The organism is Clostridium sp. AM34-11AC (assembly GCF_003435375.1).
GTDB lineage: Bacteria > Bacillota > Clostridia > Lachnospirales > Lachnospiraceae > Pilosibacter > Pilosibacter fragilis.
The window spans coordinates 39,668-50,933 of sequence record NZ_QWGL01000008.1 but is presented as its reverse complement, the minus strand read 5'-3'; the positions used below and the strand labels follow the sequence as shown (position 1 = coordinate 50,933).

12 protein-coding genes are annotated in these 11,266 nt (G+C 49.6%); 5 read left to right on the top strand and 7 right to left on the bottom strand.

All coding sequences use genetic code 11. The features are described from left to right. Positions 1-80: 80 nt before the first annotated feature. Positions 81-3,617, bottom strand: coding sequence for a pyruvate:ferredoxin (flavodoxin) oxidoreductase (gene nifJ, locus DW826_RS07105; RefSeq protein WP_117552401.1), 3,537 nt, complete (start codon positions 3,615-3,617; stop codon positions 81-83). A 484-nt stretch (positions 3,618-4,101) separates the two neighbouring features. Continuing rightward, the gene (locus DW826_RS07100) at positions 4,102-5,862 is read right to left on the bottom strand and encodes a VanW family protein (RefSeq protein ID WP_117552400.1); all 1,761 of its coding nucleotides are present in this window, start codon (positions 5,860-5,862) and stop codon (positions 4,102-4,104) included. A 200-nt stretch (positions 5,863-6,062) separates the two neighbouring features. On the opposite strand from DW826_RS07100, the gene DW826_RS07095 reads away from it, so the two are divergent. After that, positions 6,063-6,926, top strand: a complete 864-nt coding sequence (locus tag DW826_RS07095) for a PHP domain-containing protein (protein WP_117469687.1) — start codon at positions 6,063-6,065, stop codon at positions 6,924-6,926. Here DW826_RS07095 and DW826_RS07090 read toward each other — a convergent pair. Beyond that, positions 6,923-7,390 (bottom strand): bifunctional precorrin-2 dehydrogenase/sirohydrochlorin ferrochelatase, encoded by a 468-nt coding sequence (locus DW826_RS07090; protein ID WP_015554640.1) that lies wholly within the window; start codon positions 7,388-7,390, stop codon positions 6,923-6,925. The genes DW826_RS07095 and DW826_RS07090 overlap by 4 nt on opposite strands. Before the next feature lie 329 nt (positions 7,391-7,719). On the opposite strand from DW826_RS07090, the gene DW826_RS07085 reads away from it, so the two are divergent. Then, complete coding sequence (locus DW826_RS07085; RefSeq protein WP_015554641.1) at positions 7,720-7,962, top strand: hypothetical protein; 243 nt, start codon at positions 7,720-7,722, stop codon at positions 7,960-7,962. A gap of 60 nt (positions 7,963-8,022) precedes the next feature. Here the strand turns inward: DW826_RS07085 and DW826_RS07080 are convergent, their stop codons facing one another. Together DW826_RS07080 and DW826_RS07075 are read right to left on the bottom strand one after the other, a co-directional pair. Continuing rightward, a complete protein-coding gene (locus DW826_RS07080; protein WP_117552399.1) occupies positions 8,023-9,192 on the bottom strand; it encodes an alanyl-tRNA editing protein in 1,170 nt (389 codons plus the stop codon). A gap of 26 nt (positions 9,193-9,218) precedes the next feature. Continuing rightward, positions 9,219-9,452, bottom strand: coding sequence for a cell wall-binding protein (locus tag DW826_RS07075; protein ID WP_015554643.1), 234 nt, complete (start codon positions 9,450-9,452; stop codon positions 9,219-9,221). 221 nt (positions 9,453-9,673) lie between these two features. Between DW826_RS07075 and DW826_RS07070 the strand changes: the two genes are divergently transcribed. After that, positions 9,674-9,910 carry a chorion class high-cysteine HCB protein 13 gene (locus DW826_RS07070; protein WP_117469690.1) on the top strand — a complete coding sequence of 79 codons (237 nt, stop codon included), beginning with the start codon at positions 9,674-9,676 and terminating at the stop codon, positions 9,908-9,910. A gap of 32 nt (positions 9,911-9,942) precedes the next feature. On the opposite strand, the gene DW826_RS18855 is transcribed toward DW826_RS07070, so the two are convergent. After that, positions 9,943-10,071 carry a hypothetical protein gene (locus tag DW826_RS18855; protein WP_278286469.1) on the bottom strand — a complete coding sequence of 43 codons (129 nt, stop codon included), beginning with the start codon at positions 10,069-10,071 and terminating at the stop codon, positions 9,943-9,945. Between the two features lie 123 nt (positions 10,072-10,194). Here DW826_RS18855 and DW826_RS07065 point away from each other — a divergent pair, with 123 nt between their 5' ends. Next, positions 10,195-10,641 carry a hypothetical protein gene (locus tag DW826_RS07065; protein WP_117552398.1) on the top strand — a complete coding sequence of 149 codons (447 nt, stop codon included), beginning with the start codon at positions 10,195-10,197 and terminating at the stop codon, positions 10,639-10,641. Further along, complete coding sequence (locus DW826_RS07060) at positions 10,628-10,921, top strand: hypothetical protein (RefSeq protein WP_117469691.1); 294 nt, start codon at positions 10,628-10,630, stop codon at positions 10,919-10,921. Before DW826_RS07065 ends, DW826_RS07060 begins: the two co-directional genes overlap by 14 nt. Before the next feature lie 129 nt (positions 10,922-11,050). Here DW826_RS07060 and DW826_RS07055 read toward each other — a convergent pair whose 3' ends face one another. Further along, the gene (locus DW826_RS07055; protein WP_278286569.1) at positions 11,051-11,233 is read right to left on the bottom strand and encodes a hypothetical protein; all 183 of its coding nucleotides are present in this window, start codon (positions 11,231-11,233) and stop codon (positions 11,051-11,053) included. Between the last annotated feature and the right edge of the window lie 33 nt (positions 11,234-11,266).

Below are 11,266 nucleotides of genomic sequence, written 5' to 3'. Positions count from 1 at the left end.
GTTTCTTCCGGGCACACCGCAGCGCAAAAAGACCCCGGCCACAGCTGAAGCTGTTCCGGGGTCTTTCATGATTCTGTTAATTATTTCTCATCGTAGAGTGTAACTAACTTCTCAAGGTAAGCGTACTTATCCTTAGCATTCTGCTCTGCCTTAGCAAACAGCTTCTCAGCTCTTGCCGGGTTCTTAAGTGCGAGGGATGTGTAACGAACCTCACCCTTGATGAACTCCTGGTAGTCAACGGTAGCCGGCTTGCAGTCAAGGCTGAACTTCTTGCCCTCAGCTGCCGGGTTGAATCTGAAGAGGTTCCAGTAACCGGACTGAACAGCAAGTTTCTCCTCTGTCTGAGCCTTTGCCATACCTTTCTTGATACCGTGGTTGATACACGGAGCGTAAGCGATGATCAGGGACGGTCCCGGATATGCCTCAGCCTCAGCGATTGCCTTGATGGTCTGGTTCATATCAGCGCCCATGGAGATCTGTGCAACGTATACATAGCCGTAGCTCATAGCGATTGCAGCAAGGTCTTTCTGCTTAACTTCTTTACCGCCTGCAGCGAACTGAGCAACAGCACCTGTCGGAGTAGCCTTGGAGGACTGTCCGCCTGTGTTGGAGTAAACCTCAGTGTTGAATACCATGATGTTGATATCCTTGCCGCTTGCAAGTACGTGGTCAACGCCGTTGAATCCGATATCGTAAGCCCAACCGTCACCACCGAAGATCCACTGGGACTTCTTAGCCAGGAAATCTTTGTTCTTGACGATGTCCTTACATGTCGGGCAGTCAACGTTCTCAAGAGCAGCTACGAGTTTGTCAGTTGCAGCACCGTTTGTAGCACCGACACCGAATGTGTCTAACCACTCCTGGCATGCAGCTTTTACTTCTGCTGTAGCGTTCTCGTTTGCAGCAACTTCCTCAACTTTAGCCTTTAAGCCATCGCGGATTGCCTGCTGAGCGAGTAACATACCATAACCAAACTCAGCGTTATCCTCGAACAGGGAGTTAGACCAAGCCGGTCCTTTGCCTGCCTTGTTTGCTGTGTAAGGTGTGGACGGTGAAGAGTTACCCCAGATAGAAGTACATCCTGTTGCGTTTGCGATGTACATTCTGTCACCGAATAACTGTGTGATCAGTTTTGCGTACGGCGGCTCACCACAACCAGCACATGCGCCGGAGAACTCAAGGAGCGGCTGTTTGAACTGGCTGCCCTTTACAGTTGTCTCTTTGAATTTATCGATTACATCCTGCTTGATGTCAAGTTTCTGACCGTAGTTGAATACTTCCTGCTCTGCTGCGTTGCCTTCAAGCGGAACCATGGTAAGAGCCTTCTCACCCTTCTTGCCCGGGCAGACGTTAGCACAGGAACCACAACCGGTACAGTCAAGTGCGGAGATCGTCATAGCGAACTTGTACTCCGGCATACCTGTCATCGGGATTGTCTTTGTACCAGCCGGTGCGTTAGCAGCCTCAGCCTCTGTCATAGCTACCGGACGGATTACTGCGTGCGGGCAGACATAAGAACAGAAGTTACACTGGATACAGTTGTCCGGATTCCAAACCGGTACGTTTACTGCGATACCACGTTTCTCGTATGCAGCAGAACCGGACGGAGTTGTACCGTCAACATACTCTTTGAATGCGGATACCGGGAGGTTGTTACCTTCCTGAGCGTTTACAGCAGCCTGGATGTTGTTTACGAAGTTGATAACATCCTCGCGGCCCTCTGTAGCGTGAACCATGTCAAGACCTTCGTCTGCGCAGTTCTTCCAGCTCTCCGGAACTTTCACTTCTACAAGTCCCTTAGCGCCTGCATCGATCGCTGCCCAGTTCTTCATAACAACGTCTTCACCCTTACGACCGTAAGTAGCCTTTGCAGCTGCTTTCATAAGCTCGTTTGCTTTGTCAGCCGGGATGATCTTTGTCAGCTCGAAGAATGCGGACTGAAGGATCGTGTTGATACGGGTCGGGCCCATGCCTGTCTCGATACCAAGTTTAACACCGTCGATGGTGTAGAATTTGATGTTGTGATCAGCGATGAACTTCTTAACCTGTCCCGGTAAGTGTTTCTCAAGACCCTCAGCATCCCACGGGCAGTTGAGGAGGAATGTACCGCCGTCAACAAGCTCCTGAACCATGTTGTACTTGCGGATGTATGCCGGGTTGTGGCATGCAACGAAGTTTGCTTTGTGGATCAGGTATGTGGACTTGATCGGAGTATGTCCGAAACGTAAGTGGGACATTGTAACACCGCCGGATTTCTTGGAGTCATAATCGAAGTAAGCCTGAGCGTACATGTCTGTGTTGTCACCGATGATCTTGATGGAGTTCTTGTTGGCACCTACAGTACCATCAGCACCAAGACCCCAGAACTTACAGTTTGTTGTTCCTTCCGGAGTTGTAACGAGCGGAGCACCTAACTGTAAGGAAAGGTATGTCACATCATCGTTGATACCGATTGTGAATCTCTTCTTCTCTGTGTTCTCGTATACAGCAACGATCTGTGCCGGTGTTGTATCCTTGGAACCAAGACCATAACGGCCTGTGAATACCGGAACCTTATCGAACTTGGAGCCCTTTAATGCTGCAACAACATCAAGGTATAACGGCTCGCCGATGGAACCCGGCTCTTTTGTTCTGTCGAGTACGGAGATCTGCTTAACGGTATCCGGGATTGTGTTGATAAGAGCCTCTGTGCAGAACGGTCTGTACAGACGAACCTTAACAACGCCGACCTTCTTGCCCTGTTTTGCAAGGTAGTCGATCGTCTCTTCGATTGTATCGTTTACGGAACCCATAGCGATGATAACGTGCTCAGCATCAGCAGCTCCGTAGTAGTTGAACAGTTTGTAATCTGTGCCGATCTTAGCGTTTACTTTGTCCATGTACTCCTGTACGATTGCCGGAAGAGCATCGTAGTACGGGTTACATGCCTCTCTTGCCTGGAAGAAGATATCCGGGTTCTGAGCGGAACCTCTCTGTACCGGATGGTTCGGGTTCAGAGCGTTCTTACGGAATGCATCAATGGCGTCCATATCAGCCATTTCTTTTAAATCCTCGTAATCCCATGTCTCGATCTTCTGGATCTCGTGGGAAGTACGGAAACCATCAAAGAAGTTGATGAACGGAACTTTACCCTTTAATGCTGCAAGGTGTGCAACCGGTGTTAAGTCCATAACCTCCTGTACGCTGGATTCGCAAAGCATTGCGCATCCGGTCTGACGACAGGCGTAAACGTCGGAGTGGTCACCGAAGATATTTAAAGCGTGAGTTGCTACACAACGAGCGGATACGTTGAATACGCCCGGGAGCTGCTCACCAGCGATCTTATAGAGATCCGGGATCATAAGAAGAAGACCCTGAGAAGCTGTATAAGTTGTTGTTAATGCACCTGCTGCAAGGGAGCCATGTACGGCGCCGGCAGCACCTGCCTCGGACTGCATCTCGGTGATCTGTACCGGCTGTCCGAACATGTTTGTTCTTCCATCAGTTGCCCATTCATCGGTAGCTTCCGCCATCGGAGAAGAAGGGGTAATCGGGTAGATGGCTGCTACATCCGTAAATGCATAGGAAGCATGAGCGGCTGCATGGTTACCATCCATGGTTTTCATTTTTCTTGCCATAGTTGATTTCCTCCTGTAAAGTGTATAAATATGTAAATATTTATTAAACTTATGTGTTCCGCGTTTATCAGAACATCTATAAATTATTATAGCAATTTTTCCCTAAAATGCAAATCAAAAACGGCAGAATCATGTACCAAATCATAAACAATATTAAAATTTCCGTACCATCTTTCCACATTGTGGAATATTATCCGCATTGTGAGAATAGTTATTTGGTTAGTTCTAAGAAACTAATATTTCAGCTCCGAGTTAGCTTTGGCAAACCAATACATCAATAAAGACCTTTCATTTTGATATGTATTTCCTTTAAATAAAAAGTGGCGATCCAGGAAATGTATTTTATTCCTGTTCACCACTTTTTTATATAAAGTAAGGATTTAATTTTCCATGCACTCAGCTGACCAGTTTTTTCAGCCACGGATAATCCGTTCTATGTGACAGACTCGGTCTCTTACCGGCAAGTGAAATCCTCTTCTGTCTCTTACTGCCCATTCGGAGAAATCAGCCCCATGTCAGATGGTGCCTGGTTCGTCTCCGCCGCAGCCGCAGCCGCCGTCGTGGCCTCGTTCACATATCCTGGACCATAATTCTCGCCCGGGGATGGCACTGCCGTTGTCGGCGCAGCTGTTGTCTCCAGTGCCGTCGTCGCCGCCGCTGTTGTCTCTGCAGGTGCTGCTGCCGTTGTCTCTCCCGCTGCCTCAGAGGACGCAGCCGATGCATCGGCAGATGCAGATTCTGTCGCTGCCACAGTACCGGAAGTGTTGCGCTTGATGGTCGCCGCCTTTCCGGTGTAGGTGCTGTTGTGGAGAAGCACATCGCTCACAACCTGTCCGTTCTTCTTCGTGATCAGCTTTGTCTGCCATCTGCTGCCCGGAGTTGCCGCTTTCGCAACGACCTCTACACCCGGCTCCAGTGTTGGATCCTCGACGTAGGTCGGTGTCGGCGGATCCAGCTCCTTAATCTTCTCAGAATGCATGGAAACAGTCACGCCGTCCTCCAGAATCGGATTTCCGTAGATGGATACCGTCAGTGTCTGGTTGGAGTATGCCGCCTTGATTCCCACTGCAGTCTTTGAGTTGTTTACAAACCGCAGATCCGGACCGGCATAGCCGTCGTAGCTGACCATTGCATCCTCACCGGGAGTTACATAGGACGGCTCATAGGTGTGGGCATGCCGCTCAGTTGTCTTAAGTCCCGCGAATACGACCGCGTTATAAAGCGTCGAAGATACCTGGCAGACACCACCGCCCGGCTCCTGCACCAAAACACCGTTCGAATAGGCTCCCGCCGGCTTGTAGCCTTTTTCCGTGGTACGGTTTCCCGTCATCTTATTAAAGGAGAATTCCTCGCCGGGCTTAATGATCGCTCCGTTGATTGCCGCGCAGGCAAGGCGGATATTCTCATTTCGGTCTTTGTCGGTAGTCGTCTTTGTCGTGTAGGTTCCGATGCGCTTGAAGTTCTCTCTCGCCTGGGCCTCGGTGATCTCCGGCTGGACTTCATTTGCCGTCGCCGTGATCGTCTTCGTGTACTCTCCCGCTTTCATTGCGGAGATGATATCGGATACCAGCTTCTCCTGGTCGATCTTCTTTCCGACCTGGGCACCGGCGAATGTAAATTTATCGGATGCCTTATCATAAGTAGAGATCGATCCATTCTTCGGCTCCACATCCCATTTTGCGGCAAGCGCTTTTACTTCCACCTGAACCGCGTCATCGAGACCGTCAGTCTCCACGGTATAATCCCCGGATTCCTTCTTCGCAAATGCTTTTTCGATTACAGCGTCCACATTCGCTTCCATCAGGTTCGGGAGATCCGCGGTCTCATCGCCGAAGGAGACCTTCATCTCCCAGCCCATATCTTCCAGGACCTTCTTGATCGCCTCTGTTTTTGTCAGACCATGGACCTGGACTCCGTTCACAGTGATCTCCGCTGCCATCTCTGTCTCAGGCTCTGTCGTCTCTGTCTCCGATTCACTTTCCACGCTGGTTTTATCGTCTTCGGACCGCGCGCAGCTCTGGAAGCCCACTGCCGCACAGATCAGTAAGATCAGTACTCCGATCACGATCAGTACGATCTTTGCCATATCTGGTCCCTGGCGTCTTCCGCGCCGTCTTCCGGAACCTCCTCTTCTGGATCCGGTTCCCCGGCTTCTCGCATTCTGGACTGCCATGATGCGGTCCGCGCTGCTTGACTGGCGGGAACGTCTTCCGCCCGCTCTGCTGTTTCTGTATGTGTCACTCATTTCTTCTCACCTTTTATCTTAAACCATTGATGTTCTCTGCTCCGTCAGTTCAGTATTTCAAGGGTGCAGATATGCAGGTACTAGTATAGCATAATTTATAGAAAATGGAATAACAGAAATCTTAAATTTTATTCACAATTTTGTCTCAAATATGTTAAACTAGGTAACAGTTGGAAATTATTTCGGAAAGGATATTTATTATGAAATTAATAGATCTTCACATACACTCCACCGCCTCCGACGGCTCCTTAACTCCCACGGAGGTCGTAAACCGCGCCAACGATCTCGGTCTCACCGCAATGGCCCTCACGGACCATGATACCGTCGCAGGAATCGACGAGGCCCTTGAAGCCGCAAAAGATCTTGACATGGAGGTCATCCCGGGAATTGAGGTCTCTTGTATCTATAAAGGAAAAGAGATCCATATCCTGGGGCTCTACATTGATCATAAGGATCCGAAGCTGCTCTCCTTTCTAAAGGAAGCGTCCAGAAAACGCTATGACCGCAATATGGAAATGTTGGCCGCATTTAATAAGGATGGATTTGAGATCACTGAGGAAGATCTCCTCTGCGGAAATCCCGGAACCGTCATCACCCGTGCTCATTTTGCGAGAGCGCTCTTAAAGAACGGATATGTAACTTCCGTTGACCAGGCTTTTAAAAAATATTTAAACCCGGACCGCCCATATTACCGCTCCAGGGAACTTATCACCCCGGAGGAAGTTCTCGCGACACTTCTCGGCTCCGGCGGTTTCCCGGTTCTCGCCCATCCGCTCCAGTATAAGCTCGGCTGGGCCGGCACGGAGGAACTCGTCTCCATGCTCACTGACCATGGTCTCCGCGGTCTCGAGTGTTTCCACTCTTCCAATAATCAGGATGAGAGCGGAAAGCTCCGCAAACTCGCAAAAAAATACTCCCTCGCCCTCACTGGCGGCTCTGACTTTCACGGTGCCGCAAAACCCGATATCGAGATCGGTTCCGGTCGCGGTGGGCTTCGGGTTTCGGCGCTTTACCTGGATGATATCAAACTTTCTATGTTCATGGCTGGAGTGGGCAGAAGCTAAACAGCTATTGTTCTCAATATTTGCCGTACCGCCGCAGAGATCTTCGCCGCCAGCCTATGATCTCCCCCGCCGGAAGTTATTCCGACAACCGTATCGCCGTCTTTCGCGATTCCCGGAAAATAAAAATCACATTGATCCCGGTTTGACGCATTGTTTACCGGGATCTTTTTTTTGCGGCAGTCACAGACTATCTTTTCATTTACCTCCGGGGCTGCTGCTGCAAGAACAAATACAAATCGAGAAGCTTCTCCCACATTTCCCAGACTTTCAAGGTCCGTCTCATCATATCGTTTTTTCTTCCAGAGAACCTTTTCCCGCAGTTCCTCACATACTTCCGGAGATACAACAGTGATCTCGCACCCGAACTCCAAAAGCGTCCGCACCCTCCTCATCGCGATCTTTCCGCCGCCGACTACAAGCACTTGCCGCCCCTCAAGGTCCACAAACAATGGAAAATATGCCATTTTTTTCGATCCTTTCCCGGTTTTTGGTACATTTTCGACAGTCCGCCCTGCCTCCGCCAGATCTTTCCCATAAATTCCATAAAAATCCAGTTTAGATTGTTAAAATTTTATCTATTCCGTCGATTGTTTTTTCCTTACCCATCTGGTAGAATTCAAATCGTTAAAAGAAAAACGAAGTGACAAAGCAAAACAAGCGTAACTGGAATGAAAACAGGATTCGTAACAGCTGCCATGTATCCGCCCGGAGAACTGTCGGAGACAGCTTTCACAGGCAATGGCACTAAGAAGTTACAGCCAGTTACAATCACCTTTTAAGGAGGTAACGAATTATGAAATTAAAAATGAGAAACATTTCCAATCTTGATACATTTTTCAAAGTCATCAACCAGTGTGACGGCGCTGTTGAGTTAAGTCTTCCGGAGGGCGGAAGCGTAAACTTAAAATCCAAGCTCAGCCAGTACTTCTCAATGGCTACCGTATTTTCTAACGGCAGTATCAAGGAGTTAAGCCTCACCACTCACAACGATGAAGATTCCAAGCGCCTGATCCAGTACATGGTTCAGGGCTGCTAAGCAGATCACAATAAAGCTGTCCCCACCGCGCCAAAAGGCAGCGGCAGGTTTAGCCCGCCGCTAGTCGGCCATAACAAACCCTCTGGCGGCCAGACTGGAGAGCAATTCTTCCTTCCTTGCGAAGAAAGTTCCCTGTGCCATCTGGCTGCTGCCCCCGCCTCTCCCGGAGAGTTCCCCATTTAATTCCTTCGAGAGAGCGCGCATATCCTCGCTCTGGCTCCCCAGAACATAAGAGAATCCCCCATTCACACTTTCTGACAGAGCGAGGACAATCCCCCCCTTCTTACCTTCCAGCGCGAAATTCACAAAATGGCGGAGTTCCGTCATATCGAGTCCGTCTTCTATCCAGCAGATCTTGCTATTTCCACCGTTTAACTGATCCGCATAGATCTTCATGAGTTTTCTTGACATCTCCGAGCACTTTGCCTGCGTCATCGTCAGCTCATTTTTTACCTTTTCCACAGCATCCGCAGTCTTTCCAGCCTTTGCGGATAAAAGAACAGAGATCTTCTGAAGCTCTTCTCTCTTTTTCTCATAATCCATAACTGCAGCCTCACCACAGAGCAGGGAAATTCTCACGCCGCCCTTGTAGTGGATCATGGTCAGGAACTTTACAAGTCCGATCTCCCCCGTCGTCTTCACATGGGTACCACAGCAGGCACAGGTATCACCGCCAGGGATGCTGACGATACGGATAGCACCGGTGAGTTCTTTTTTGCTCCGATAATCCATATGGGCAAGTTCCTCAGCAGACGGGAATCCCGCATATATCTCCCGATCTTCCCAGATAATTCTGTTTGCCTTCTTCTCAATCTCCATGAGATCTTCCCACTCTAACAGGCCATTGAGATCGATGGTGATCTCCTCAGTCCCCATATGGAATCCCACATTGTCATACCCATACTTCGCGTGAATCAGCCCGGACACAAGATGTTCGCCAGAATGTCCCTGCATATTCTGGTATCTTCTGTCCCAGTTGATCTCACCTGTCACAGTCTCACCGACCGCAAGCGGCGCATCCGTATAGTGGACGATCTCTCCCTTTACATCATGGACTGCCGTTACATGCGCTCCGCCAAGAATTCCTGTATCATATGGCTGTCCGCCGCCTTCCGGATAGAATGCGGTCTGGTCCAGAGCCACCTCATATCCCTTTTTCCCTTTTTCGCAGGAAAGTACTTTCGCCTCGAATGTGCGGATATATGCGGAATCATAGAATAATTTTTTCATAATTCGTTTCTCCTCTTATATTTCTGCTAGTGTACCCAGGCACCGCTGCCGTCCACACGATATCCATCCGGAGTCACCGTGTTGGTCAGCAGGCTGCCATTTTCATCTGAAAAGTACCACTGGTCTCCAATTTCAAACCATCCTGTCGCCGCATAGCCGTCCGCGTTCAGATAGCTCCAGCCGGCACTGTCCGATCCTTTCCATTTATATAGACAGAAAGCTGCTGGATCGTCATCGTGTTTTTCATACTTTCTTCCCATCTCTTATAAAAATTGCTGCGGGTATCTTTGCTGACTTTTCACTTTCCCATCATACCACATGAAGCAGCAAAAGTACACTCACGTTCGGTCCATATAGAATTTTTCCTTCAGCAACTGCTTCTGCCGGGAATGAACTGCAACATTTTTCATCTTCAGAGTGAAAGTCTGACATGCCATGATGCATATACTGGAAGTGTAAAGATAATTCCGGAGGAATTAACATGAGTGATTTAGCTGCTACAAACTGTGGATGTGGATGCGATGCTCCGGCATCAGGATGCGGCGGATGCGGCAACAACATGATCTGGATCATCCTGCTCCTGTGCTGCTGCGGCGGATACGGACATAACGGCGGTGGATGCGGATGCGGCAACGGCTGCGACAACAGCTGTATCTGGATCATTCTCCTTCTCTGCTGCTGCGGCGGATGGGGAAATGGATGCGGTTTCGGCTGCTGACCGAATCGGCATCTCAAAAGACTGCGGGGCGGCTAACGGCCGCCCTTTCTGTTCGTTCTCTCTGTATTTTCTCCTTTCTGAGGTCTGTTTTCCTTTTTTCTCCTCTCGCACTCCTCATCGATCTCGTAGACAGCATTTCCATCTATGACAAGTCTTCCCACGTTTTCTCCTCCCTGGGCTGGAGCCCCTTTCCCTATATTTTATTCCCCTGTCCTCTTTTCCGTGCATTTTTCGCATGAATCCGCCGGTCCTCTCATATATTGTCACATGCAGGAGGTCCCAATATGAGTGAAAAAGATTTAAAGCTGACCGACCTGGACTATGCCACAGGTGATCATCACTTACAGATGATGAAGGCCGCTCTTCCCTATCTGGATATCAGACGGCAGCGGTCTCTCTCCATGTTCATCCGTGCCAGGGAGATGATGCACACCATGGAATTTTTCCGGGAGAACGATGACGGGATGATGAGCGTATGTTCCCTGGAGTCCCCGAACCCATCCGTCGAAGATATGCTGAGTGCAGTCCGCCCATATGCAAATAAGGCGGAACAGGATACCATCGATATGATCTCTCGCTTTCTTGCCAGCCGCCGCGGACGATCCGGTTCCGGGCTCACTCCGGAACAGCTGTTTTCCATTTTTCCCCCGGATATGCAGGCACAATACGAAACCCTGCAGTTAGTCATGCAGAGTTTTGCCCCAGGAGGATCTGCCCATGGAACAACATGATCAGGAAAGATCCTGGAAATCAGATCCGCGGCTCCATCACATGGATGCGAAAAAGATCGCTTTACTGGCTTCCTTCGCCGATGAACTGGCCGCAGCCCCAGAAGCTCAAAGAATGAATCTATTTTTAGATCTGCACAGGAAGATGCGGCAGTCCAATCTGGTTTTTTCCAGCGAGGAGCGGGATCTGCTCTTTTCCATCCTGACAGAAAATCTGTCGCCGGATGGCAGAAAGAAGGCAGAAATGATCCGTCGCCTTGCCGGACAGTTCCCGCCAAAATAAGGCGTATCCTGTTCCAGCAAAATTTTGAAAAGTCTGCTGCGGGCAAAGCCATCAGGTGCATATAGTCAAAAAGATCCCTGGAATTTCGTCACCAGTGTGTGTGATTCCAGGGATCTTTTAAATTTCGTTTTACTGAAGCATAACTCCGGCCATATCCGCAGGTCCCTCTGCGAAACGGTACGTCGTTCCATCTATCTTCCGCTCTCCTGTCACCATCGCTCCGGAGGCGTCGAGATAATACCATCTGCCTGTGCCTGCATCCTGATACCAGCCGGTGATCATATATCCACCTTTGTCAAACCGGTACCAGATTCCGCCTTATATGCCACAGTCCACTTCGCGGTT

Excerpts from the sequence above, each read along its gene's own strand:
- nifJ (WP_117552401.1), bottom strand. The coding sequence starts at position 3,617 with ATGGCAAGAAAAATGAAAACCATGGATGGTAACCATGCAGCCGCTCAT.
- DW826_RS07100 (WP_117552400.1), bottom strand. The coding sequence starts at position 5,862 with ATGAGTGACACATACAGAAACAGCAGAGCGGGCGGAAGACGTTCCCGC.
- DW826_RS07095 (WP_117469687.1), top strand. The coding sequence starts at position 6,063 with ATGAAATTAATAGATCTTCACATACACTCCACCGCCTCCGACGGCTCC.
- DW826_RS07090 (WP_015554640.1), bottom strand. The coding sequence starts at position 7,390 with ATGGCATATTTTCCATTGTTTGTGGACCTTGAGGGGCGGCAAGTGCTT.
- DW826_RS07085 (WP_015554641.1), top strand. The coding sequence starts at position 7,720 with ATGAAATTAAAAATGAGAAACATTTCCAATCTTGATACATTTTTCAAA.
- DW826_RS07080 (WP_117552399.1), bottom strand. The coding sequence starts at position 9,192 with ATGAAAAAATTATTCTATGATTCCGCATATATCCGCACATTCGAGGCG.
- DW826_RS07075 (WP_015554643.1), bottom strand. The coding sequence starts at position 9,452 with ATGGGAAGAAAGTATGAAAAACACGATGACGATCCAGCAGCTTTCTGT.
- DW826_RS07070 (WP_117469690.1), top strand. The coding sequence starts at position 9,674 with ATGAGTGATTTAGCTGCTACAAACTGTGGATGTGGATGCGATGCTCCG.
- DW826_RS07065 (WP_117552398.1), top strand. The coding sequence starts at position 10,195 with ATGAGTGAAAAAGATTTAAAGCTGACCGACCTGGACTATGCCACAGGT.
- DW826_RS07060 (WP_117469691.1), top strand. The coding sequence starts at position 10,628 with ATGGAACAACATGATCAGGAAAGATCCTGGAAATCAGATCCGCGGCTC.